General features: G+C 68.7%; 20 protein-coding genes. 6 read left to right on the forward strand and 14 right to left on the reverse strand.

Annotated features, from left to right (window positions below; translation table 11 throughout):
* Positions 1 to 23: 23 nt before the first annotated feature.
* The 4 genes from cydD to hisC form a co-directional block, all read right to left on the reverse strand.
* Complete coding sequence (cydD, locus tag OG953_RS21345) at positions 24 to 3,542, reverse strand: thiol reductant ABC exporter subunit CydD (RefSeq protein ID WP_405686166.1); 3,519 nt, start codon at positions 3,540 to 3,542, stop codon at positions 24 to 26.
* A 79-nt stretch (positions 3,543 to 3,621) separates the two neighbouring features.
* Positions 3,622 to 4,623, reverse strand: a complete 1,002-nt coding sequence (cydB, locus tag OG953_RS21350) for a cytochrome d ubiquinol oxidase subunit II (RefSeq protein WP_405686168.1) — start codon at positions 4,621 to 4,623, stop codon at positions 3,622 to 3,624.
* Between the two features lie 18 nt (positions 4,624 to 4,641).
* Positions 4,642 to 6,150 (reverse strand): cytochrome ubiquinol oxidase subunit I, encoded by a 1,509-nt coding sequence (locus tag OG953_RS21355; RefSeq protein WP_405686169.1) that lies wholly within the window; start codon positions 6,148 to 6,150, stop codon positions 4,642 to 4,644.
* A gap of 306 nt (positions 6,151 to 6,456) precedes the next feature.
* Complete coding sequence (hisC, locus tag OG953_RS21360; RefSeq protein WP_405686171.1) at positions 6,457 to 7,536, reverse strand: histidinol-phosphate transaminase; 1,080 nt, start codon at positions 7,534 to 7,536, stop codon at positions 6,457 to 6,459.
* Between the two features lie 370 nt (positions 7,537 to 7,906).
* Between hisC and OG953_RS21365 the strand changes: the two genes are divergently transcribed.
* From OG953_RS21365 to OG953_RS21375, 3 genes are all read left to right on the forward strand, one after another.
* Positions 7,907 to 9,019 carry a LacI family DNA-binding transcriptional regulator gene (locus OG953_RS21365; RefSeq protein WP_093895110.1) on the forward strand — a complete coding sequence of 371 codons (1,113 nt, stop codon included), beginning with the start codon at positions 7,907 to 7,909 and terminating at the stop codon, positions 9,017 to 9,019.
* Between the two features lie 173 nt (positions 9,020 to 9,192).
* Complete coding sequence (locus tag OG953_RS21370; RefSeq protein ID WP_405686173.1) at positions 9,193 to 10,251, forward strand: metallophosphoesterase; 1,059 nt, start codon at positions 9,193 to 9,195, stop codon at positions 10,249 to 10,251.
* A gap of 182 nt (positions 10,252 to 10,433) precedes the next feature.
* Positions 10,434 to 11,258: a hypothetical protein gene (locus OG953_RS21375; protein WP_405686175.1), complete on the forward strand. Its 825-nt coding sequence runs from the start codon at positions 10,434 to 10,436 to the stop codon at positions 11,256 to 11,258.
* 92 nt (positions 11,259 to 11,350) lie between these two features.
* Here the strand turns inward: OG953_RS21375 and OG953_RS21380 are convergent, their stop codons facing one another.
* Complete coding sequence (locus tag OG953_RS21380) at positions 11,351 to 11,506, reverse strand: hypothetical protein (protein WP_405692467.1); 156 nt, start codon at positions 11,504 to 11,506, stop codon at positions 11,351 to 11,353.
* A gap of 52 nt (positions 11,507 to 11,558) precedes the next feature.
* Between OG953_RS21380 and OG953_RS21385 the strand changes: the two genes are divergently transcribed.
* Positions 11,559 to 13,124: a recombinase family protein gene (locus OG953_RS21385; protein WP_405686176.1), complete on the forward strand. Its 1,566-nt coding sequence runs from the start codon at positions 11,559 to 11,561 to the stop codon at positions 13,122 to 13,124.
* Here the strand turns inward: OG953_RS21385 and OG953_RS21390 are convergent.
* From OG953_RS21390 to OG953_RS21415, 6 genes are all read right to left on the reverse strand, one after another.
* The gene (locus OG953_RS21390; protein ID WP_376274496.1) at positions 13,096 to 13,263 is read right to left on the reverse strand and encodes a hypothetical protein; all 168 of its coding nucleotides are present in this window, start codon (positions 13,261 to 13,263) and stop codon (positions 13,096 to 13,098) included. The two genes, OG953_RS21385 and OG953_RS21390, sit on opposite strands and share 29 nt — an antisense overlap.
* Entirely contained in the window at positions 13,260 to 14,723 is a 1,464-nt protein-coding gene (locus tag OG953_RS21395; protein ID WP_405686178.1) for a replication initiator, read from the reverse strand. Before OG953_RS21395 ends, OG953_RS21390 begins: the two co-directional genes overlap by 4 nt.
* A 133-nt stretch (positions 14,724 to 14,856) precedes the next feature.
* On the reverse strand, positions 14,857 to 15,609 hold the full coding sequence (locus tag OG953_RS21400; RefSeq protein WP_405686179.1) for a DUF2637 domain-containing protein: 753 nt from the start codon (positions 15,607 to 15,609) through the stop codon (positions 14,857 to 14,859).
* 49 nt (positions 15,610 to 15,658) lie between these two features.
* On the reverse strand, positions 15,659 to 17,074 hold the full coding sequence (locus tag OG953_RS21405; protein ID WP_405686180.1) for a cell division protein FtsK: 1,416 nt from the start codon (positions 17,072 to 17,074) through the stop codon (positions 15,659 to 15,661).
* Positions 17,071 to 17,283 carry a hypothetical protein gene (locus OG953_RS21410; RefSeq protein WP_405686181.1) on the reverse strand — a complete coding sequence of 71 codons (213 nt, stop codon included), beginning with the start codon at positions 17,281 to 17,283 and terminating at the stop codon, positions 17,071 to 17,073. The genes OG953_RS21405 and OG953_RS21410 overlap by 4 nt, the downstream gene beginning before the upstream one ends.
* On the reverse strand, positions 17,280 to 17,657 hold the full coding sequence (locus tag OG953_RS21415) for a hypothetical protein (protein ID WP_405686182.1): 378 nt from the start codon (positions 17,655 to 17,657) through the stop codon (positions 17,280 to 17,282). The genes OG953_RS21410 and OG953_RS21415 overlap by 4 nt, the downstream gene beginning before the upstream one ends.
* A 182-nt stretch (positions 17,658 to 17,839) precedes the next feature.
* Between OG953_RS21415 and OG953_RS21420 the strand changes: the two genes are divergently transcribed.
* Entirely contained in the window at positions 17,840 to 18,250 is a 411-nt protein-coding gene (locus OG953_RS21420) for a GntR family transcriptional regulator (protein WP_405686184.1), read from the forward strand.
* Between the two features lie 1,740 nt (positions 18,251 to 19,990).
* Here the strand turns inward: OG953_RS21420 and OG953_RS21425 are convergent.
* From OG953_RS21425 to OG953_RS21435, 3 genes are all read right to left on the reverse strand, one after another.
* Complete coding sequence (locus OG953_RS21425) at positions 19,991 to 20,827, reverse strand: protein kinase (RefSeq protein ID WP_405686186.1); 837 nt, start codon at positions 20,825 to 20,827, stop codon at positions 19,991 to 19,993.
* Positions 20,828 to 20,899: 72 nt separating this feature from the next.
* The gene (locus OG953_RS21430; protein WP_405686187.1) at positions 20,900 to 21,343 is read right to left on the reverse strand and encodes a glycine-rich domain-containing protein; all 444 of its coding nucleotides are present in this window, start codon (positions 21,341 to 21,343) and stop codon (positions 20,900 to 20,902) included.
* Between the two features lie 252 nt (positions 21,344 to 21,595).
* The gene (locus tag OG953_RS21435) at positions 21,596 to 21,838 is read right to left on the reverse strand and encodes a hypothetical protein (protein ID WP_405691967.1); all 243 of its coding nucleotides are present in this window, start codon (positions 21,836 to 21,838) and stop codon (positions 21,596 to 21,598) included.
* 107 nt (positions 21,839 to 21,945) lie between these two features.
* Here OG953_RS21435 and OG953_RS21440 point away from each other — a divergent pair, with 107 nt between their 5' ends.
* Positions 21,946 to 22,689 carry an XRE family transcriptional regulator gene (locus tag OG953_RS21440; RefSeq protein WP_405686188.1) on the forward strand — a complete coding sequence of 248 codons (744 nt, stop codon included), beginning with the start codon at positions 21,946 to 21,948 and terminating at the stop codon, positions 22,687 to 22,689.
* The last annotated feature ends 1 nt before the right edge of the window (position 22,690 follow it).

Genomic DNA, 22,690 nt, shown 5'->3' on the forward strand with positions numbered 1-22,690 from the left:
AGTCGGCTATCGTGCCGCCCGGCTCATGCCCGTACGCCCGCGGCTTCCTCGGGCACCCGTACCGTCTCCCGCTCGCGCTCCAACATCCGGCGCAGCGGCCCCTCCTCAGCGGTGAGACCGGCGTACGGTCCCCGCTGCACGACCCGGCCGGCATCCAGCACCACCACCTCGTCGACGGCTTCGAGCCCTTGGAGGCGGTGGGTGATCAGTACCGTCGTACGCCCCCGGGTGGCGGCCAGCAGGTCCGCGGTCAGGGCGTCCGCGGTCGCCAGGTCGAGATGTTCCGCGGGCTCGTCCAGAACAAGTACGGGAAAGTCGGCGAGGATCGCCCGGGCCAGGGCGAGGCGCTGGCGCTGTCCGCCGGAGAGGCGTGCGCCGTGTTCGCCGACGAGGGTGTCGAGCCCGTCGGGCAGTGCCTCGGCCCAGTCGAGCAGCCGCGCCCGGGCGAGAGCGGCCCGCAGTTCCTCGTCCGTCGCACCGGTACGGGCCAGCAGCAGGTTCTCCCGGATGGAACTGTCGAAGACGTGGGCGTCCTGGGCGCACAGCCCGACGAACTGCCGGACCGTGTCCCCCTCCAGTGCGGAGGCATCGACACCGCCGATCCGGTACGTCCCCGCCCGTGCGTCCAGGAAGCGGAGCAGGACCTGCGCGAGGGTCGTCTTCCCGGAGCCGGAGGCTCCGACGACGGCGATGCGCCGGCCGGCCGTCAGCCTCAGGTCGACGGAGTCCAGGGCATCCCGCTCCGCTCCCGCGTACCGGGCTGACAGCCCCCTTACCTCCAGCGGGAAGGGCGATCCGGGTGTCTCGGCCGGGCTGTCGGGTTCGTGCACGGGCAGTGGGGCGTCCAGCACCTCGTACACCCGCTCCGCACTCCGCTTGACCCGCTGCCGGTACTGCACGGCGAGCGGCAGTCCGGTGACGGCCTCGAAGGCGGCCAGCGGCGTGAGCACCACCACCGCGAGCTCTACGCCCGCGAGCCGCCCGTCGTGCACGGCGGGGAGGGCGACGAGCGCGGTGGCGACGACGGTGAGGCCGCCGATCAGGGCGATGAGACCGCTGCCGAGTGCGGTGGCGGTTGCCGCGCGGGCGGCGATGCGGGTCAGGACGCCGTCGGCCTCCCGGGTCCGCTCCGAGCGTGCGGGCAGGGCTCCCGCGACGGTCAGCTCGGCGGTCCCACCCAGCAGGTCCGTGATCCGGGTGGCCAGATCGGCACGTGCGGGGGCCAGTTGGCGTTCCGCGCGGCGGGAGCAGGCGCCGCTGACCAGCGGCACTCCCACTCCCGCCAGCAGCAGTCCGGCGGCCAGCACCACGCCTGCCGCAGGCAGTAGCCAGCCGATGAATCCGGCGGTCGCCGCCCCCACGACGACGGCGGTCCAGGCGGGCAGCAGCCAGCGCAGCCAGTAGTCCTGCAGGGCGTCGACGTCGGCGACGAGCCGGGAGAGCAGGTCCCCGCGCCGGGTGCGGCGCAGACCGGCCGGCGCGATGCGCTCCAGCCCTCGGTAGACCGCGACGCGCAGCTCGGCAAGCATCTTGAGCACCGCGTCGTGCGACACCAGGCGCTCGGCGTAGCGGAAGACGGCCCGTCCGATACCGAAGGCACGGGTCGCGGTCACGGCGACCATCAGATAGAGGACCGGGGGCTGCTCGGAGGCGCGGGAAATCAGCCAGCCGGAGACGGCCATGAGCCCGACGGCCGAGCCCACGGCGAGGCTTCCCAGCAGCAGCGCAAGTGCGAGCCGTCCGCGCTGTGCCCCTGCGGCCTCCCTGACGCGGGCCAGGACGCGCCCGGAGCGGGCCGCGGTGTCCCGCAGCACCCCGGGCTCCGGCACCACGTCACTCTCGTCGGCGGGTGCGCCGGTCCGCCGCGGCACCGCGGCGGATGCCTCGGGTTGCTCCGACCGCGGTGTCACACCCGGTTCCAGTGTCACGACCCGGTCGGCCACCGAGAGGAGCGCCGGGCGGTGCACGACCAGCAGCACGGTCCGCCCCGCCGCCAGCCTCCGGACCGCCTCGACAATGCCCGCTTCCGTCTCGCCGTCCAGGCTCGCGGTCGGCTCGTCGAGCAGCAGCAGCGGCCGGTCGGCGAGGAAAGCCCGCGCGAGTGCGAGGCGCTGGCGCTGGCCGGCGGAGAGGCCCGCACCGTCCTCGCCGAGGAGCGTCCGCGCGCCGTCCGGCAGTTCGGCCACGAAGTCGTACGCCCCCGCGTCCCGCAGCGCCGCCGTCACCGCGCCGTCGTCCGCGTCCGGCCGGGCCAGCCGTACGTTCTCCGCGATCGTGCCCGCGAAGAGATACGGGCGCTGCGGCACCCAGGCGATCCGTTCCCGCCAGCGCTCGGGCGCCAGCGTCGCCAGATCGACGCCGCCTACCCGCACCCGCCCCTCATCGGGTGCCGTGAATCCCAGCACCACATCGAGCAGGGTGGACTTCCCGACGCCGCTCGGGCCGACCAGGGCAACGGTCTCCCCCTCGTCCACCACCAATGAGGCCCCGTCCAGCGAAGGTCCGGTACGGCCGTCGTGCCGTACGGTCACCCCCTCCAGCTCCAGCCGCAGCGACTCCGGGATGTCCGCCGTGCCGCCCGGCCGGGGCTCGGTCTCCAGGACCGAGAAGATCTCCTCCGCGGCCGAGAGCCCCTCGGCGGCCGCGTGGTACTGGGCGCCGACCTGGCGGATCGGCAGATAGGCCTCGGGCGCCAGGATCAGCACCACCAGGCCGGTGTAGAGGTCGAGTTCGCCGTACACGAGCCTCATGCCGATGGTGACGGCGACGAGGGCCACCGACAGGGTCGCCAGCAGCTCCAGGGCGAAGGACGACAGGAACGCGATCCGCAGGGTCCGCAGCGTGGCCCGCCGGTACTGCGAGGTGATGGTGCGGATGGATTCGGCCTGGGCCTTGGCCCGGCCGAAGACCTTCAGCGTCGGCAGTCCGGCGACCACGTCGAGGAAGTGCCCGGAGAGCCGGGACAACAGCCGCCACTGGCGGTCCATACGCGACTGGGTGGCCCAGCCGATCAGGATCATGAAGAGCGGGATGAGCGGCAGCGTGACCACGATGATCGCTGCCGAGACCCAGTCCTCGGTGACGACCCTGGCAAGGACCGCCACCGGGACGACCACCGCGAGTCCGAGCTGCGGCAGATAACGCGCGAAGTAGTCGTCGAGGGCATCGACACCACGGGTGGCGAGCGCCACCAGGGAGCCGGTGCGCTGCCCGCTCAGCCAGCCGGGCCCGAGCGCCGCAGCCCGCTCCAGCAGCCGGCCGCGGAGTTCGGACTTGACCGCCGCGCTGGCCCGGTACGCGGCCAGTTCGGTCAGCCACGAGACCAGCCCTCGGCCGAGCGCGACGGCCGCGAGCATGATCAGCGGAGTCCGCAGCCCGGAGACGGTCAGTCCGTCCTCGAACCCGCCCACCACCACTTCGGCGATGAGCATGGCCTGGGCGATGACCAGCGCCGCCCCGACAACTCCGAGTGCCACCACGGCTGCCAGGAAGAGGCGGGTGGCGCGGGCGTAGCGGAGCAGGCGCGGGTCGATCGGTTTCACGTGAAACAGCTCCCAGTGAGCTCGGTCGGCGGACCAGGGCCTGTCCGGCGGATCAAAATCGGGCAGGCCCCAGGTGCGTTCAGTGCGCTTCGGCGATGTGCTGCGTACCGATGCGCTTACGGAACACCCAGTACGTCCAGCCCTGGTAGAGCAGGACGACCGGGGTGGCGATCCCCGCGCACCAGGTCATGATCTTCAGCGTGTACGGGGTGGACGAGGCGTTGGTGACCGTGAGGCTCCAGGCGTCGTTCAGCGAGGACGGCATGACGTTCGGGAAGAGCGTCAGGAAGAGCATCGCGACCGCGGCCACGATGGTCACGCCGGAGAGCGCGAACGACCAGCCCTCACGTCCCGCCGCGATCGCGCCGATCGCACCGACCAGTGCCACCACGGCGATGATCAACGCCAGCAGGCTCCAGCCGTCGCCGTTGTCGATCTGGGTCCAGATCAGGAAGCCGAGTGCGAGCACCGCGGTGACCGGCCCGAGCTTCAGCGCCAGCTTGCGCGCCCGCTCCCGGATGTCCCCGACGGTCTTGAGCCCCGCGAACACGGCACCGTGGAAGGTGAAGAGGGTGAGCGTGACCAGTCCGCCGAGGATGGCGTACGGGTTGAGCAGGTCCCAGAAGGTGCCCACGTACTCCATGTCGGCGTCGATCTTCACGCCGCGCACGATGTTCCCGAAGGCCACGCCCCAGAGCAGGGCCGGGATCAGTGAGGTCCAGAAGATCGCATGTTCCCAGTTGGTCTGCCACTTCTCCTCGGGACGCTTCGACCGGTACTCGAAGGCGACACCTCGCACGATCAGGCAGACCAGGATGATCAGCAGCGGCAGGTAGAAGCCGGAGAACAGGGTGGCGTACCACTCGGGGAAGGCGGCGAAGGTCGCACCGCCCGCGGTGAGCAGCCACACTTCGTTGCCGTCCCAGACGGGCCCGATCGTATTGATCAGAACCCGCCGCTCCTTGCGGTCGCGGGCCAGCAGCTTGGTGAGGACACCGATCCCGAAGTCGAATCCTTCCAGGAAGAAGTAGCCGGTCCAGAGGACGGCGATGAGTACGAACCAGACGTCGTGGAGTTCCATCTCTCAGCTCCTCTGCTCTCAGTAGGAGAAGGCCATCGGCCGGTCGGCGTCATCATGGTCGCCGCCGATCTTGGTGGGCGGGTTGAGGTCGTCCTCCGTGAGCTCCGGCGGTCCAGCCTTGATGTACTTCACGAGCAACTTGACCTCGATCACCGCGAGCGCGGCGTAGAGCAGAGTGAAGCCGATCATCGAGGTGAGCACCTCGGCCTGCGAGACGCCGGGGGAGACCGCGTCGCGGGTCTCGAGCACGCCGTAGACGACCCAGGGCTGACGGCCCATCTCGGTGAAGATCCAGCCCCAGGAGTTGGCGATCAGCGGGAAGAGCAGCGTCCAGAGCGCGACGATCCAGTAGCACTTGGTGAGCTTCGGGCTGAGGGCCTTGTTCTTGAAGAGGACCAGATGGGGCACTTCGTCCTCACCGGTCCGCATGCCCGGCGGCAGCATGAACTTCCTTCTCGTCAGCCACAGTCCAAGGATGCCGAGGGCGAAGGATGCCATCCCGAAGCCGATCATCCAGCGGAAGCTCCAGAAGGCGACCGGAATGTTGGGCCGGTAGTCGCCGGGGCCGTACTTCTCCTGCTCGGCCTTGTTGATGTCGTTGATGCCGGGGACGTACGAGGTGAAGTCGCCGTCCGCGAGGAAGGACAGTATCCCCGGGATGGAGATCTCCACGGTGTTGTGGCCCTTGGCCACATCGCCGACCGCGAAGAGCGAGAAGGGCGCTGAGTTCTGCCCCTCCCAGAGCGCCTCGGCGGCGGCCATCTTCATCGGCTGCTGCTTGAACATGACCTTGCCGAGCTGGTCACCGCTGATGGCGGTGAGGAGTCCGGCGATGACCACCGTGACGAGCCCGAGCCGCAGCGAGGTCCGCATCACCGGGATGTGCTTCTTGCGCGCCAGGTGGAAGGCGGCGATGCCGACCATGAACGCGCCTCCGACGAGGAAGGCGGCGGTGATGGTGTGGAAGAACTGGGCGACCGCGGTGTTCTGGGTGAGCACCTGCCAGAAGTCGGTGAGCTCGGCCCTGCCGCGCTCCTCGTTGATCTTGTAGCCGACCGGGTGCTGCATCCAGGAGTTGGCCGCGAGGATGAAGTACGCGGACAGGAGGGTCCCGATGGAGACCATCCAGATGCAGGCGAGGTGGATCTTCTTCGGCAGCTTGTCCCAGCCGAAGATCCACAGTCCGATGAACGTGGACTCGAAGAAGAAGGCGATCAGCGCCTCGAACGCGAGCGGGGCACCGAAGATGTCGCCGACGAACCGTGAGTAGTCGGACCAGTTCATACCGAACTGGAACTCCTGGACAATGCCGGTGACGACACCCATGGCGATGTTGATCAGGAAGAGCTTGCCCCAGAATTTCGTCGCTCTGAGGTACTTCTCGTTGTTCGTCCGCACCCAGGCGGTCTGCAGGCCGGCGGTGAGCGCGGCGAGAGAGATCGTCAGGGGGACGAACAGGAAGTGGTAGACGGTGGTGATACCGAACTGCCATCGCGCCAGTGTTTCCGGCGCCAGAGCTAGCTCCACGTCGTCTTCTCCTTAAGTCGCCGTAGCCACACCGGCAGTTTGCCCTTTTAATCCGACTAATCATGGGAGGAAGCAGGACACGCTTGTGAACGCGTTCACATTCACAAACAATTATCGCGCACAGACTTTCGGGACGTTCGGGCGGGGTACCCCTCTTGGGATGTTTCGATCAATCCCCCCGAAGCAGACACACGGAAGCACCGCGTTCCGGGCACCTCGCAGTCCTCGAACGCAAAGGCCCCGCACCTCGGCGAACGAGGTACGGGGCCCTGGGCCTTCCGGTGTGCGCAGGCGGCCTGCGCCGCTCTACAGCTCCTTGCGGTACGACTCCGTCACCTTCAGGAACAGATCGTTCGCCTCGTCCTCCCCGATCGAGACCCGCACACCCTCGCCCGCGAACGGCCTGACCACCACGCCGGCCCGCTCGCACACCGCGGCGAAGTCGGCAGTACGGTCCCCGAGCCGCAGCCAGACGAAGTTCGCCTGGGACTCCGGCACGGTCCACCCCTGGTCCACCAGCGTCCGCTGCACCCGCTCGCGCTCGCACACCAAGGAGCCGACCCTCCCCAGAAGTTCGTCCTCGGCGCGCAGCGAGGCCACCGCCGCGTCCTGCGCGAGCTGGCTGACCCCGAAGGGCACCGCCGTCTTGCGCAGCGCGGCCGCCACCGGCTCGTGAGCCACGGCGAAACCGACCCGCAGACCGGCCAGGCCGTACGCCTTGGAGAACGTCCGCAGCACCGCCACATTGGGCCGGTCCCGGTAGATCTCGATGCCGTCAGGCACCTCGACGTCGCGGATGAACTCCCTGTACGCCTCGTCGAGCACCACCAGGACATCGCCCGGCACCCGGTCCAGGAACCGCTCCAGCCCAGCCCGGCGCACCACGGTGCCGGTCGGGTTGTTCGGGTTGCAGACGAAGATCATCCGGGTGCGGTCCGTGATCGCGTCCGCCATCGCGTCGAGGTCGTGCACCTCACCGTCGGTCAGCGGAACCTTCACCGAGGTCGCACCGCTGACCTGCGTGATGATCGGGTACGCCTCGAAGGAGCGCCAGGCGTAGATGACCTCGTCACCCGGGCCCGAGGTGGCCTGGAGCAGCTGCTGCGCCACACCGACGGAGCCGGTTCCGGTGGCGAGGTGCGAGACGGGCACACCGAAACGGTCGGCCAGCTCGTTCATCAGACCGGTGCAGGCCATGTCGGGATAGCGGTTGAAGTTCGCAGCCGCGGCCAGGGCGGACTCCATCACCCCGGCCAGCGGCGGATACGGGTTCTCGTTGGAGGACAGCTTGAACGCAACCGGTCCGCCCGCGGCAGCCGGCTTGCCCGGTACATAGGCGGGAACGCCGTCCAGCTCGGCGCGCAGCTTGGGGCTCGTCTCGCTCACCGCAGGTCCTCCTCGACCGTCTGTACACATCAATACTGCTCACCTTATGAGGATTGGGCGCTGCTGCGAATGGCCGGAACGTCCAATCGTCCGGTGCGACCGGGAATGGGGGGAGCGTTTCCCTCCTTTACGTGCGCCGGTGGCTCACTCCGTGGCGCGCGTCCCTCGAAGAGGTGAGATGAGACCTCTTCGAGACATCGGCCATCCAGTAGGCCCATCGGGTTCGATGCATGACACATTGCGACCAATGCCGCCAACACCCTTGACTTGCAAGGCATTTGACACTTATTGATCATGCAGAAACGTGCCTGTCAACAAGTGAATATGCGACCGGGCCAACCTCCCGTCCGCGCCCTACTATCGGCTCGCCATGACAGCAGCAGGGAAGCACCAGGTGAGCCGGGCGGAGACACCCCGGCGCGGCGGCCGACAGGGACGAGCAGGGATCCGGGATGTGGCCGCCGCCGCCGGGGTCTCCATCACGACCGTCTCCGACGCGCTCAACGGCAAGGGCAGGCTCCCGGACGCCACCCGCCGCCATGTCCGCGAGGTCGCAGAGCGCCTGGGCTACCGCCCTTCCGCCGCGGCCCGAACCCTCCGTACCGGCAAGTCCGGCCTCATCGGCCTGACCGTGACGACCTACGGGGACGAACCTTTCACCTTCACCGAATTCGCCTACTTCGCCGAGATGGCCAGAGCGGCCACCTCCGCCGCGCTCGCCCGCGGCTACGCCCTCGTCATCCTGCCCGCCACCTCACGCCACGACGTCTGGTCGAACGTCGCTCTCGACGGCACCGTCGTGATCGACCCCTCCGACCAGGACCCGGTCGTCACGGAGCTCGTACGCCAGGGGCTGCCCGTCGTCTCGGACGGCCGGCCGGCCGGAACCCTCCCGGTCACCGCCTGGGTCGACAACGACCACCGGGCCGCCGTGCTCGACCTCCTCGACCATCTCGCCGCCGCCGGGGCCCGCCGCATCGGCCTGCTCACCGGCACCACCACCGACACATACACCCGCCTCTCCACCACCGCGTACCTCCATTGGTGCGAGCGCGTGGGACAGGCCCCGGTGTACGAGTCGTACCCCGCCCACGACCCGTGCGCGGGTGCGGTCGCCGCCGACCGGCTGCTCGCCCGCCCGGACAGGCCCGACGCCGTCTACGGGCTCTTCGACCCCAATGGCACCGATCTGCTGGCGGCCGCCCGCCGGTACGGTCTGCGCGTCCCGGAGGACCTCCTGCTGGTCTGCTGCAGCGAGTCCACCGTGTACGCGACGACCGAGCCCCCCATCACCACGCTCTCGCTCAAGCCGCGCAGAATCGGCACGGCGGTCGTCCAGCTCCTGATCGATGCCATCGAAGGTGTGAAACACGACGGACCGGTGGAGCAGGTCATACCGACAGAGCTCATCGTCCGGACGTCCTCGCAACGCCGTCCGCCCCGCACCACGGTCAGCGCACCGCGCTCTCCCGCCGGGGATTGATCAGGCGATTTCGGACCAAACGGCCGGTGAACCTGATGTGCGCCCGGATTCACCACCCCTGGTGCGTCACACAGCACGATCCGCATTCCTATGATGGGCGCACGACACCGCGGACCGCCCCGACCAGCCGGGCCCGTCAGGTGTACGGCGGCGCGACGGTGGTGGAGGGGTCGATGACACAGGGGGCCGGTCAGGAACCCGTGGTGCGGACTGCGACGTTGCGTGACTTCCGCGTACCGCCCTATGCACAAACTCCGGTGCCGCCTTCACCGCCGCACCCGGGCAATGCCGTTCCGGGAGACGAGCCGCCGGAGGGGTACACACCCACCGCGCGCGACCTTCCCGTGATCAACCGCGGTGACACGGTCCAGGTGCGGGCCGTCCCCGACCCGCGGCCCCTACCGGAGCCGGGGCTCGGGCCGCTGTACGTCGTCGGCGATGTCCACGGCTATCTGGACGAACTCCACGCCGCCCTCGCCGAACAGGGCCTCATCGACGCCGAGGGCAACTGGTCCGCGGGCAATGCCCGGCTCTGGTTCCTCGGCGACTTCACCGACCGGGGCCCCGACGGCATCGGTGTCATCGACCTCGTGATGCGCCTCTCCGCCGAGGCCGCGGCCGCGGGCGGCTACTGCAAGGCCCTGATGGGCAATCACGAACTGCTGCTCATCGGCGCCAAGCGGTTCGGTGACACCCCGGTGAACTCCGGCGCGGGTACAGCCACCTTCCAGGCCGCCTGGCTGCTCAACGGCGGCCAGAAGAACGACATGGAGCGTCTTCAGGACGTCCACCTCCAGTGGATGTCACGACTCGACGCGATCGTCGAGGAGGACGGGCATCTGCTGATGCACTCCGACACGACGGCGTACCTCGACTACGGCGCCACCATCGAGGACGTCAACGACACCGTGCACGCCATTCTCACGCGTAACGACGCCGATGAGTGCTGGGATCTCTTCCGGAAGCTCACCAAGCGGTTCGCCTTCCGCGACGAGGCGGGGCCGCAGGCCGTCCGGGAGCTGATGTCTGCCTACGGCGGTCAGCGCATCGTCCATGGTCACAGCCCCATTCCGTACCTTCTCGGCGAGGTCGGCTCGGAGGACGGCGAGGACGGCTCCGGCCCCGTGGTCGAAGGCCCGCACGTGTACGCGGACGGGCTCGCCATCGCCATGGACGGTGGAGTGACCATGGCCGGAAAGCTACTGGTCGTCCAACTGCCCCTGCATGACTGACGTTCTTCTGGGAAGACGCATCCACGACCTGACCACGCAGACCGCTGGGCCGATTTTCGGAAACCCCCTGTCACCCCGTGCCGTGGGCGCTCTACCATCGGCGTATCAGTAGCAGGCTCTCCTCCGTTTCCGCCCAACTGCCCGGTCCAAGCGGGTACTCAGGCCCTACGGAGCATCGGGGGATGCACATGAACAGCGCTCCGCACCTGCTGACCGAGGACCGCCCCGAGTACGAGCGGATCCTCGACGACGCACTGCGTCACGCCCATGAACGACCGGATCTGGCCGCGGTCGGCAAACGGCTCAACGCCGTGCAGCTGCGCACCATGGCGCTGGACGCCACGGCGCTGATCACCGCGACGGCCGCCACCGAGTACGAGCACTACGTGAAGTCCCGCGAAGAGCTGCGCGGACCGGCCGAAGGAGCGGGCCATGATTCGGGCCCCGGGTCCGGCACTGACGGCCCGAACCAGTCGGGCGCCGGCATAGGAGCCGTCGTCACGGTCCTGGCGCCCGTGCTGGCCGGCACCGCCGCGTTCATATTCCTGCTGTCCGGCTATCTGCTGAGGCTGCTCAATCCGCCGCCGTCCTTCGCCTCCACCATGGTCGCCGCGGGCTGGTTCTTCGCGGCGGTCATGGCCGCCGCCATCCTGGCCGCCGCCGTCGGACTGCTCATCACCGCGCTGCGCAACGGGTCGACGTCTCAGCCCGCCGAGGATGCCGAGAACGAGTTGCCGGAGGATGTGGCGCGCGCCAGAGAGGCATGGCGCCACGCACTGCTGGAGCGCGGCATACTGCCGTTCCTGCGGGACGCGCTCGCCGACCCCGACGCCGGCCCCGCGTCGCGCACACCGCATCGTTCGGCGAACCGCATCCCGAAGATCGGCTACAGCCGGCCGGACTTCACCAGCCCGGACGACGGCCCGGCGGCGGGCCCCCGCCCGACATTCACCAGCCCGGACTTCACCAGCCCCGACTTCGGCGGCCCCGAGCACGAGCTGGACTGACCGGGTCCGGGCACCGGGCCCGTACCGACGACGGACGCCGTCCCGAGAAGTCCTGACCTCTCGGGACCGCGTCCCGTTGTGCGCGTCCCGCGTCAGTCCGCGATCGGCAGATAGACCCGGTTGCCGGCCGCCGCGAACTCCTTGGACTTCTCCGCCATGCCCGCGTCGATCTCCGCCTGGGAACCGCCGTGTTCACGACGGATGTCCTGGGAGATCTTCATCGAACAGAGCATTAGCAGAGTATCCATATGGTCTAGGGTCGTGGACAGACAGCCGCATGAGACCCGAGGGGGGCCGCCCATGGAGAAGCGCGAAGAGCTCGTCAGCAGGTTGCGAGGGGTGCCCGAAGGCACGCCATCCGTGGACGAGGTTCGGGCCATGCTCGCCGCGGACCCGACGCTCAAATGCGTCGTCTGCTACGCGCGCATCTCGTTCGACGGACGGGTCAAGGACGCCCACGGCATCGAGGACCAGCACCGCGAGATGGGCGAGCATGCCCGCGCGTTCAACTGGTTGGTGGTCTACCGGTACACCGACAACGACAAGAGCGCGAGCAAGGAGAACGTCGTCCGCGACGACTTCGAGCAGCTCATAAGCGATCTGAAGGCCGGCCACACACCCGAGGGCTACCCCATCCATGGCGTGATGGCCGTGAACGATGACCGCCTCTACCGTCGACCGAGCGACTGGGAGCGGTACCTGAAGGCGTTCACGGCACACGAAGGCCGCGTCTACCACGACTCGAACGGCATGCAGGACCTCTACGCCGAGGGGTTCGAGATCAAGGGCCTCGTCGGCGTGGCCATGTCGCTCAGCGAGACGAGGAAGAAGCAGCGCCGCTCACGCAACAGTCACCGCAACCGCGCGATTCGCGGTCTGGCCGTCTCCGCGTGGCGACCGTTCGGCTGGGAGGACGACAAGATCACCCTTCGCCCGCAGGAGGCGGACGCCGTCCGCCAGGCCGTCAAGGACGTGATCGCGGGGGCGTCCATCTCCGAGATCACCCGGCAGTGGAAGGCTGCCGGGTTCATCACGAGCCGGGGCAACCCCTTCCAGTACCAGACCGTCAAGCAGGTACTGATGAACCCGCGACTCTGCGGCTACCGGGAAATCAAGGGTGAGCTTGTCCGCGACGGGGACGACAAGCCGGTGGTCGGCACGTGGGAGGCGATCGTCACTCCCAAGGACTGGTACGCCGTGACCACGGTCATCCGCGAGCGGGGACGAGGGTCCGGCGTACCGACGGGCGGTCTGGTCCACAAGTACCTGCTGACCGGCATCCTCCGGTGCGGCAACGTGTCGGAGGACGGGACCGTCTGCAACAACAAGATGATCGGCATCAAGGCGAACGACTGGTTGAAGTACAAGCACGCCTACATGTGCAAGAAGACCGTCGACGGAGGCTGCAACAAGACGTACAAGCGAGGCGACGAGACCGACCGGTTCGTGGTGGACGTGGTCATCGCCAAGCTGGAGAAGGACGCGGCCAGCAGGTCACGCGACGTACCCGACTGGGACAAGGCCGACGCCCTGGAACGTGCCCTGCGCAGCCGCAAGGAGCTGGAGCGGCGGTGGCACGACGACGAAGACACCGACATCGACGACGAGGCGTTCTTCCGGAACCTTCCGGTGATCGAGCGCCGCGTCAAGGAGTTGCGGACCGACCAGGCAAAGCACGAGGCGTTGAAGGCGGAGGCCGAGGCGGCAGAGGGCGACATCGCTGCGTCATTCCAGGGCAAGACGCTGACGCAGAAGCGCAAGGCCATAAAGGATGCGCTCGTAGCCGTTGTGGCCGTCCCTGGCGGCAAAGGGAACAAGGCGTTCGACTACGAGCTACTCAAGCCTGTGTGGCGTACTTCCGAGTGAGGCGGATGCCCAGCACCGTGCCGATGCTCTTGAGCTGGGCGTCACTCAGCGGCGGGGCCTCGTCCACGCACTTCCGGATCCACCGTTCCCTGGCCTCGTCCGCCAGGGAACGAACCGGCTTCTCGACGACCGTGATCACTGCCAGGGGTTCCCTTCTGTCTTGAGGCGTTCGGCATGGGCGAGGTCGTGGCGGACCTGGTTGGCGAGGAGTTCCTCGCCTGGGCGGTAGCCGGAGGCGAGGTAGGCCCAGGAGGACTCGGTGACGAGGGTGGTGTTCTCGTCGGGGGATGGGTGGCCGGCGCGGGCGCGGGCTGTCTCAGCCTGGGCAGTGCGCCAGGCGCGGCGTACGTCGCGGAGCGCGCCGAGGGTGGTCGAGTAGGCGCGAGACTTGGTGGAGAAGTGGCCCCGAAAGCCGAGCATGTGGGCCCACTTCCAGAGCTTGAGGTCCGCGAATTCAGGCAGGTGGCCGAGCGCCCAGGCGGTGCGGATCATCTGCCTTACGTGCTGCTGCACTTGAAGGTCGCGCAGGGGCTCGGCCTGTCCGGTGCCATCGCAGTCGTCGCACAGGTCGCGGAAGCCGTCCGGACCGCTGGTGTATCCGCGTCCGGCGCAGGCGCGGCAGACAAGGGTGCGGTCAACCGTGCCGGAGCCCTCGGCACTCTTGGTGGCGTACTTGGCGACGTAGGCCGCAACCTTCTGGTCGGTGAGCTCGCCGTCTCCCAGGGCTTTGATCTCGCGGACGTCGATGCGGTCGCCCCAAGCGATGACGCGTTCGCCCACGGCGTCCGACTCGATGGTGAGCTGAGCGCGTCGGGCAGCGGCGCGGACGGCGTGGTCCAGGGCGTCGAGGGTGGCCCAGGGCGGGGGTGCGGTGGTGTGTCCGTCAGGGCCGTCGAGGCGGATCACGGCGTGGAAGTGGACCAGGCCGCGCTTCTGGTACTCGGCGACCTTGGCGAAGGAGACGCGCAGATCTGCCTTCAACTCCTTCTGTGTGATGCCGAGTTGGGCGGCGAGCTCGCGCCGGAGGTAGATGGTGAAGCGCGCCCAGAGCGCCCCGGCATGTGCGTTCCAGAGCACGGCGCCGGTGTAGTCGTACGAGGCTGGAGCGAGCGGAGTGCCAAGGGCAGGGTCGTCCTCGGCGTGGTGCCGGCCGCAGCGGCAGTCCAGGGGCTTGCCCGAGGGAGTGGTGGGGCGGTTGTGGACCGGCCCGAAGGAAGGCGCGGTGAGCGTGGCGAAGACGCGGGGGTGGGTGCGGACGTCTTCGGCGACGGTCTTGCCGCCGGAGAGCCCCGCCTTGATCAGGTGGTACGTGTCTGCGGCGTAGACGCGGGAGCAGGCCGGGCAGCGGGAGGCGCGGCGGTTGCCGCAGGTGGTGAGGAGGCGTCCGGTGGGTTCATCGGCGGTGGAGTAGGCACGGACCACGGAACGGGTGGCGGCATCAAGGGTGGCGGTGTGGCCGACGAGGTTGACCGGGCGGGTGCAACCGCGGACGTTGCGGACCTGCTCCGTCACGCGGTCGAAGTCGTCGAGGTTGGCCAGCTCGATCAGGTCCCGCAGGGCGGGGCTGACGACGTGGCGCAGGTCCAGGGGGTGCTTCATGGGGCGGGTTCTCCCTTCGTGCTGGTCTGGGGCCCCGAGCAGGCCGACGGATGCGCGGGCTGCTCGGGGCATGGCGGACCGAGCCCCTTGGGGGGCCGGGTGCGGGAGGGGAGCCGGAAGGCCGGCGGGAAGGTCAGGCCGTCAGGGCCGAGTGCAGGGCGGTGGCCATGGGCAGGCCGACGCCGAGCCGCGCCTTGAGCTGAGCGGTGGTGATGGGCTCGCCGTGCTGGACGCGGTGGGCGTCCGCGATCGAGCGCGCTTCGTTCAGCAGCGGCTCGGGCACCTTGACCGCAGGCACCAGGGCCGGGGCGGGCACGGGCGGGGCCGTCACGGGTGCGGGCTCGGGCACGGGCACGGGCACGGGGGCCGGATCGGCAGGGGCCGGGATGGCGGCAGGCTCGTCTTCCTCAGCCGGGACGACCGGCGCGGGAACGGGCCGGGGTTCCGGTCTCGGCTCCGTGACGACGGGGACGGGCGCGGGGGTGCCGATAGCGTGGAAGGCCCGGAGGAGCTGGGGGCCGACGGCTCCCCAGCCGAGGAGGAGCAACGGGGCCACGGCGTCCACGGCAGCGCGGCCGTAGTGGCCGGCGGCCAGGGGCTCGGCGATGTTGAGGGCCAGGGTCAGCAGGCCGGAGAAGTGCATCAGCCGGGTAGCGGCCTTCATCTGCTCTGGCGGGACACCGCGCAGCGAGAGGTAGCGCAGGGCCACCAGGAGTCCGACCACGGACAGGTCCACCATCGGAGCGATCAGCGGCGCGATGGGCTCGGGAATGCCGAGCCGCAGGGCGAGGGCCCAGACGTTGCCGAAGGAGAAGACGAAGGCCAGAGCGGCAATGACGCCCATGACCACGGTCACGGTGCGCTGGGTGATCCGGTCCTCAGACATAGGGGGTTCACCTCCTTCCAACGATGCGTAGCGGCGAGCGAGGGCGGGGTCAGGCAGCGAGCGGCACGCCGTCGCCGTCGTCCGTGTCGTCGTCCTTGGTCAGGTCGATTCCGGCCGGGAGCTGCGCAGTGAGCAGGTCTGCGGGGTCGGCCGCGAGGTGGGCGGTCTCTGCCGCAATGCGGGCAGCGTCCTCCTCATCGACGTACGGGGTACGCAGGCGGGTGAAGCCCGCCTTGCCAGGGCTGTTCATGACCGCGACGCCGACATAGGCGGGGTCCTGCAACGTCGTCGGATTGGCGTCGGGCCAATCGCGGATGTCGTCCCCGAGGGCGGCCACAGCCGCGTCGGCCGTCTTCTGCGCGAAGGACATGCCGACCGGGCACACGTCCCGGATGGACGTGGGGATGGCATCGCCCGTGGGCTTCTGCGTGATGAGGATGACAAGGATGCCGACGCTGCGCCCCTTCCTGACCAGCTCTTCCACGAGCCTCGTGTTCTCGGCCGCCAGGGCAGCGAGGCGCTTGGACTCCTTGTCGGATCCCTTGTGGTCGCGGAAGTAGGTGTGCGCCTCATCGATGATGAGCACCACCCACGGCCACGCGGTCGAGGGGCCGACGTACCACATGTCCTTGCGCCCGAGCACGGTCTTGATCGCGGCGGACCGGTCCCGGCGGAGCTTGACGAGCCGCTTGAACAGGGCGTTTGCGTCGTCCAGGTCGTCACCGACGAAGGCGAACAACCGGCTGATCAGGTCGGCGTAGTCGCCTTCGTACGCGGCGGACACCTTGCCATCGGCTACGGCGATCTGTACGGCGGGTGAGGGCGCGCAGTCACAGATGAAGCGGTTGACCGTCGAGGTCTTGCCGAAGCCGGGCAGGCCGGCCATGGTCACCCCGGGCACCTCGGCCAGGTTCACGGCGACCGGCTGTGCGTACTCGTCCAGGCCGAGTTCCCACCGCACCAACTTTTCCGGGGCCTGCCCGGAGGGGACGTGCGTGGTCGGCGTCAGCAGCGGATCAACGCGAACACCACGGATCAGCACCTGTCCGGGCTTGTCCTGGACGACCGACACCCGCGTGCACCGCCAGGCGTCCGCCAGATACGGGGCCGCCTTCTGGAACTCCTCCAGACCCACCTTCGGCAGGCAGTTCGCCCGGACGACGACGCCGAACCGGTCGGGCTTCACCTTCAACGCGGAAATGAGTACCCGTGGCCTGGGCAGCTTGCCGTCGGTGTTCGTCAGCGAGGCCAGCGCAGGCGGGGTCTTGTCCGTGACCGACAGCCCCGCCATCGGCGCGAGCCGCTTCCAGGTCCGGCGAACCCGTATCGCCTGCCGGATGCTGGCCCGCGTCTCGGTGTCCGCCATCGCGTAGCGGACGAGCCAGACGACCGCCCACACGGCGATGAGGACCAGGCCCGCTCCGACCACGACCGGGGCGTAGCCCGTCACCTCCCCCACAGTCACGTCGTCTCCTTCCGTTGGCAGAGATAGCCCGCGAGGGCCGATTCGAGGCCCTCCCAGTCCTCCAGGGACTCGAAGGGCGGGTAGCCGTAGCCGACGAGAACGGCGGCCACGGAGTTGATCAGGGCCTCGCTGAACCGGGGGTCCGGTCCGGCGTGAGCGAGCGGATAGGCCCGCTCAGCGCTGAACCAGAACCCGACAGCGCCCGTCACGCGGCGATCTCGGACGGCTCGTCCGCGACCGTCGGCGCGGGCATGGCCAGCACCTCCAGGCCCGAGGCCCGGTAGGCGATGCCGTCCTGAAGCTGACCGTTGAAGACCCGCGCCCACGGGGTGGCGAACAGGTCCAGCGGCCGCACGAACGCCCCGACGTTCAGCCCGTTCGGCAGACCGCTCTTCGGGACCGTGACCTTGATCGCCTCAGCGGCGCCGTCCTCCATCGCGAAGACGGTGACCGTGTACAGCGGCTCACCGGTCTCGCGGTCGGTGGCGAGCTGGGTCTTCTCCATGTCGGTGAACTTCGGAGTGGGCAGAACGCCGACCATGTGGCGGGTCGTGCTGGTGAAGCCAACGCGGATGCGCGCCATGGGGATTTTCCTTTCATTCGATGCCGCTCGGTGCGGCGTGATCACTACAGTGCACTACCTCCGCCAACCCCGTCAAGCACCTAGCGCACCTAGTGCAGCGATCTAGCTAGCTCAGCGGGTGCAGGAGCCCGTGTTTAGGCGTCCTAGTGCGGTTGGTGTGCTAGGCGGGCTACCCTCGACACATGACTTTGCCGAGGGACTCCCACACCCCGCCCTACCAGCTGGTTGCTGACGAGATCCGCAAGCAGATCCGGTCCGGCCGCATCAAGCCGGGCGAGCGCGTCCCGTCATCCCGCGACCTCGAAGCCGAGTACGAGATCGCGAACATGACGGCTCGATCGGCCCTCCGCGTTCTGCGCGACGAGGGACTGATCTACTCCAGGCCGGGTGTGGGCAACTTCGTCGTTGACACCCTGCCGGCCAGCACCAGCAGGAAGGCCGACGCGGGCAGCCAAGAGCCGGACCGACACATGCCGACACCCGAATACGTCGAACTGTCCGAGCGCCTCAACGCGATTGACGCCCGACTGGACAGCCTCTTGAACATCTTTCAGCAGCTCGCCGGGGTCACCGAGAAGCCGAAGAGGCCATAGCGGCCCTCCGCTCACCGACCCGACGCGCCAGCTCCTCCAGCCGGGCAACCTTCTGTTCCATCGTCGTCAGGCGAGCCGCGATCTCCGCGGCCTCATGCTTCTTCATTCCCGCCCCGTTCATGTCGTGCCGTTCCTTGCTGACGTGCCGATCCAACTCACTGGGGCTTGCCCGAAAGCTTGCCCACGGCTTGCCCGTTCACCTCTGAGGGCTTGCCCATCCCAGCAGCGGGACCGGACACCGCCCCGGACAAGCCCGCCAGCCGGAAGCGCCTCAATCCCCAGGTCTAGCCGCCCTTGCCACCCCGGTACGCCGACACCACTGACGCGAGCCATCGGACGGGAAACAACCGTCCCGGCCGTCCCGCACGACGGACCGCGCAGACGCAAGCGGGACCTGCCGATGCCACGGCTCCACCCCGGCCACTCCACCGGGAAGAAGTCACACGCGTCGCCGACCTGCATCAAGACTCCCGACCTCCTTTCCCTTCCGGACCTCCATGTTCCGGAGAATGCCCGGTTTGGCTAACCGGCGATCGTCGGCTATGTTTCGCCGCTTTGCCTCCCAGAAGACAGCCCTGGCGTTGTCCGTGCTTCACGCGCTCAACCTCCGCACCTCGTCCTGTAGGGCACTGCGCCCTTCACCTGCTACAGGTGCGAAAAGCGCCTCCCGTGTGACACCTGCGGCCAACGAATCCACCTCAGCAGCCCCCACTCGCCACCGCCCTTGCCGAAAGCGCCTCCCACGAGGCACGAGACGGTCACGACCAGGCCGTGGTGAGTCCGAGCCCCCTTACCAAGACCACCTTGCAATCCCGAGCCTGTGGATAAATTCCGCCGACCCGAAGAACAAACAGGCATGAATCATCACCATCAGAACATTCGGGGTCGGGGTGGGCCAGAAATGCGGAGATTGCGCCGGATCGTTTCGCCAAGACGCGGCCAAGCCCGCACGGCAGCAGGGCTGTTAAGAGTTTCTTTACTGGATCAAGGCGGCCCGCCACGGCGGGCCGCGCGGCGCGGCGGCCCCAGGCCGCCGACGCTCCTTGTCTCCGCCACCGCTCCGGCGGCCGGTCCACTCGCGCCGCAAGAGCCCGAAGGCGAACCGGATGAGTCAGGAAGCAACCCAACCGCCCGCAGTCGCACCACCAGGCAGCGCCCCGCGAGGCACCCGGCGGATGTCCACGTACTGGCACACCAACACGCCGGCCCCGACGAAGCCGATCCCTCCGACGTTCACAGAGGCGCGGTACGTGGCCGAGGCCCTGTGGCTGGGGCGACCGGCTTCCACGGCTTTACCCACCTCCCCGGTCCGGGGCCCGCGTCGGGCAAGTCCAGGGGGCCACTCGTTCAAATTCCGGGCAGGGGCAAAGCCTGCCCGAGTTGCCGGGCCAGCGTACGGCCCCCTGAACATGCCCGACCCCAGACCGGGCAGGCCACCGGCCAAAGCCGCTCCAGCCGGACGCGATGTCACGTGCACCACCCATCAGCTCACCAGGACAACAAGGCCGCCCGAACCGCACGCCGCGCGCTCCTCTCCAACTCGACAAGTCAAAAGCGAGGTTGGGATCAGCCCGTCTCAGGGCACGACGACCACCCCGGTACCATCGGCACCGGGGTCCTGATCAGGGCTTCCGCGACCGGACCACCCCGGATGCTGTCCAGGCCAAGGGGTGGTCCGGTCTTTCGTTGTTGTGCGCGGCCGGCCACGAGCAGACCGGACGAGCCAGAGCCTCTCGGCACTCAGCTCAGGACTTTGCCCACCTCGTAGATGGTCGGCCGGTCCTCCGGCGCCGGGCTGAGCATGGCTTCGACCAGGCCGCCGAGCTCGCCGGGTACCCGCACGGCCCGGCGCTTTCCGTCGACGATGGCTTGTCGCTGCACGGGGCGCGGCGCGTCGTCCGGGTATTCGACCGCCCGCCAGCCCGTGGCCGAGATAAGCAACGAGGCTCCCAGGGCGTAGATGTCGGCAGGCTGTGTCGCTTCGGCCACGCCGGTGGCGAGGACGCTGCGCGCGATCTCCGGTGTCTCGTAGTGGACGAGGCACCCACGGAACGGGAAGTCGTACCCGGCGGGCACGTGGCCACCACGGGCCAAGGCGAGGTCGATGAGGTGCGTCCGCTCGGGCCCCACGATGAAGTGGGCCGGCTGTACGTCTCCGTGCGCCCAGCCCTTGGCGTGCAGCTCCGCCAGAGCTTCCACGCAGCCGAGGGCGACGCTCGGGCGCGGTTCGACCGACGAGCCTTGCTCGCGGCACGGTTCCCACACCCGGTACAGGTCGGACCCCTCGCGCCACGGCTGAATGTTCCACGTCCCGTGCTCCCACTCGCCGTAGGCAATCTCTGCGGAGCCCAGGCGGTAAAGAACAGCGCCTTCGCGTGCGGGGGCGAGCGCCGTCCAGGGCTGGGCCGGCCATTCGGACGTCGCCTCGATCGGGTACCCGAGTTTCACCGCGTACCGGCCCCGGTGACTCTCCACGTCCCAGACCATCGAGCCGCGACGGTTGAGGACGAGACGCTGAGCGGTGGGCATGAGCGCGTCGAGCACGACGACCGGCAGTTCAGGGGGTGGGCCGGACAAGACTCTCTCCTTCGTTACAGACGGGTGCAGCCGACCCCGCGCGGAGGCCGGCCGCGTCCTTGACGCCGAGGGCTACGCCTGACCGTAGGGCCGGCCACAGTCGGAGTCGCACTGCGCCAGGTTCTCGCCGTCCACGGTCCACAGGTCGTCGAAGACCACGAACCCGCTGGCCTTCATGGCCTGGGCCGATGCGGCGACCAGCTTCGGGTCACGCGGTCCCCCGCCGGGCCTCGGGTTGTGGTGGAGGAAGCGGCCCGCGTGCTTCTCACAGAGCTCGGCGTACTCCTTGGTGTGCAGGATCAGGGCGTGCAGGCCCATGTCCACGTCATCGGACGGGACCATCGGAACGGTCGCCGTCGCCACGGTGACCAGGAAGGCCACGGCCTGGTCGGCGATCCGCTCGGCACGCTCGGGCGTCTGCCCGTTGTGCACGGCCACGAAGTGGGCGAGGCTCTCGAACAGCTCCTCGCCGACCACCTCACGGCCGGTCCTCTGGTCGTTCACCGTTGCCGTCATGCGTACGTCCTCCTTGGGTTGAAGAAGTGCGTGGGCAGTGCCTCCATCCCGACCGCCGAGCTCGACTCGCATAACGCCGGGGGAGTTTGGTGGCCCGCCCTGAACGGGGACGGGGGAGCCGCGGATTCGGCAAACCCACCCAGGGCGGACCGGTCTAGGTGCCGGTCCCGAGCGCGACCCCGATCACCAATCCGCACGAAGTACTGATGCAGATGATGAAGAGGACGCCGGCGTACCGGCCGATGACGCGCATCACAGGCCGACCCGGCTGTTGCCGTTCTTGATGGTCAGGCGGGCGCTCAGTTCCTCGCGTGGACTCGGCGCCACAACGTTGTTCGGCATGGCGTCCCATTCCGGGCCGCCACCGATCGGCCTTATCTGTACCCGACCGCCGACCTCACCCATGACGACGCCGATCCTGTCTCGGGCGCTGTCCTTCGCCAATTCACCGATGCCTGGTCTGGTCTGCTGGTTGCTCGCCATGCACACGAGCATCCCGCCGTTCATGAGGACGTCGGAACCTCCACCAAACACCACTTTGGGACGTCCCGCGTCGGGTAAAACGTCCCTAGTGCCGTCCCCGACTGTTGGGAGAGATTGGGATGCCGAACGAGAAGCTACGTGCTGCCATGGCGGCCGGCGGCTGGACGTACACCGCCCTCGCGGACAAGGTCGAAGTCGATCCCAAGTCCGTCGAACGATGGGTCAATCTGGGGCGTACGCCGCGCCGTGCTACGGCCATGTTGGCAGCGGAAACGCTAGGAGAAGACGTGCACGCTCTATGGCCAGCGCTCCGGCAGGCACGCCCTGCCCGCGCCGTCAGTCCAGAACTTGTGGCTCTCTACGACCAGCGGGCGGACATCCCCGTGTCCACCTTCGTGGACATGCTGACCCAGGCCCGCGAGCACATCGACGTGTTGGTGTATGCAGCCGTCTTCCTGCACGAGGCGTACCCGCGACTCAATGACGTGCTGCGAGAGCGAGCTGCCGACGGGTGCGCGGTCCGCATCGCGGTCGGCGACCCGGACAGCACGAATGTCCAACAGCGCGGCATGGAAGAGAGGTTCGGCCACGGCATCGAGTCCCGTTGCCGCCTTGCCCTCATGCACTATCGCCCCCTTGCCGGGGTACCGGGCATCGAGGTGCGGACCCATGCCACCACGCTCTACAACTCGATCTATCGGGCGGATGACCAGGCGATGGTCAATGCCCATGTCTGGGGCGTGAACGCCTACGCTGCTCCCGTGTGGCACCTTCGGCGCAGCGGAAAGGGCGGCATGTTCGACACCTACGCCAGCAGCTTCGACGCTGTGTGGGAGACCGCGACGCCGGTAAGGGAAGAGTGAT

This window comes from Streptomyces sp. NBC_00057, from assembly GCF_045041165.1.
Lineage (GTDB): Bacteria > Actinomycetota > Actinomycetes > Streptomycetales > Streptomycetaceae > Streptomyces.

What these genes read in the sequence shown, in the direction of transcription:
- cydB (WP_405686168.1), bottom strand. Translation starts at nt 4,623, where the DNA reads ATGGAACTCCACGACGTCTGGTTCGTACTCATCGCCGTCCTCTGGACC.
- OG953_RS21365 (WP_093895110.1), top strand. Translation starts at nt 7,907, where the DNA reads ATGACAGCAGCAGGGAAGCACCAGGTGAGCCGGGCGGAGACACCCCGG.
- OG953_RS21370 (WP_405686173.1), top strand. Translation starts at nt 9,193, where the DNA reads ATGACACAGGGGGCCGGTCAGGAACCCGTGGTGCGGACTGCGACGTTG.
- OG953_RS21375 (WP_405686175.1), top strand. Translation starts at nt 10,434, where the DNA reads ATGCACATGAACAGCGCTCCGCACCTGCTGACCGAGGACCGCCCCGAG.
- OG953_RS21380 (WP_405692467.1), bottom strand. Translation starts at nt 11,506, where the DNA reads ATGGATACTCTGCTAATGCTCTGTTCGATGAAGATCTCCCAGGACATC.
- OG953_RS21385 (WP_405686176.1), top strand. Translation starts at nt 11,559, where the DNA reads ATGGAGAAGCGCGAAGAGCTCGTCAGCAGGTTGCGAGGGGTGCCCGAA.
- OG953_RS21395 (WP_405686178.1), bottom strand. Translation starts at nt 14,723, where the DNA reads ATGAAGCACCCCCTGGACCTGCGCCACGTCGTCAGCCCCGCCCTGCGG.
- OG953_RS21400 (WP_405686179.1), bottom strand. Translation starts at nt 15,609, where the DNA reads ATGTCTGAGGACCGGATCACCCAGCGCACCGTGACCGTGGTCATGGGC.
- OG953_RS21415 (WP_405686182.1), bottom strand. Translation starts at nt 17,657, where the DNA reads ATGGCGCGCATCCGCGTTGGCTTCACCAGCACGACCCGCCACATGGTC.
- OG953_RS21420 (WP_405686184.1), top strand. Translation starts at nt 17,840, where the DNA reads ATGACTTTGCCGAGGGACTCCCACACCCCGCCCTACCAGCTGGTTGCT.
- OG953_RS21430 (WP_405686187.1), bottom strand. Translation starts at nt 21,343, where the DNA reads ATGACGGCAACGGTGAACGACCAGAGGACCGGCCGTGAGGTGGTCGGC.
- OG953_RS21435 (WP_405691967.1), bottom strand. Translation starts at nt 21,838, where the DNA reads ATGCTCGTGTGCATGGCGAGCAACCAGCAGACCAGACCAGGCATCGGT.
- OG953_RS21440 (WP_405686188.1), top strand. Translation starts at nt 21,946, where the DNA reads ATGCCGAACGAGAAGCTACGTGCTGCCATGGCGGCCGGCGGCTGGACG.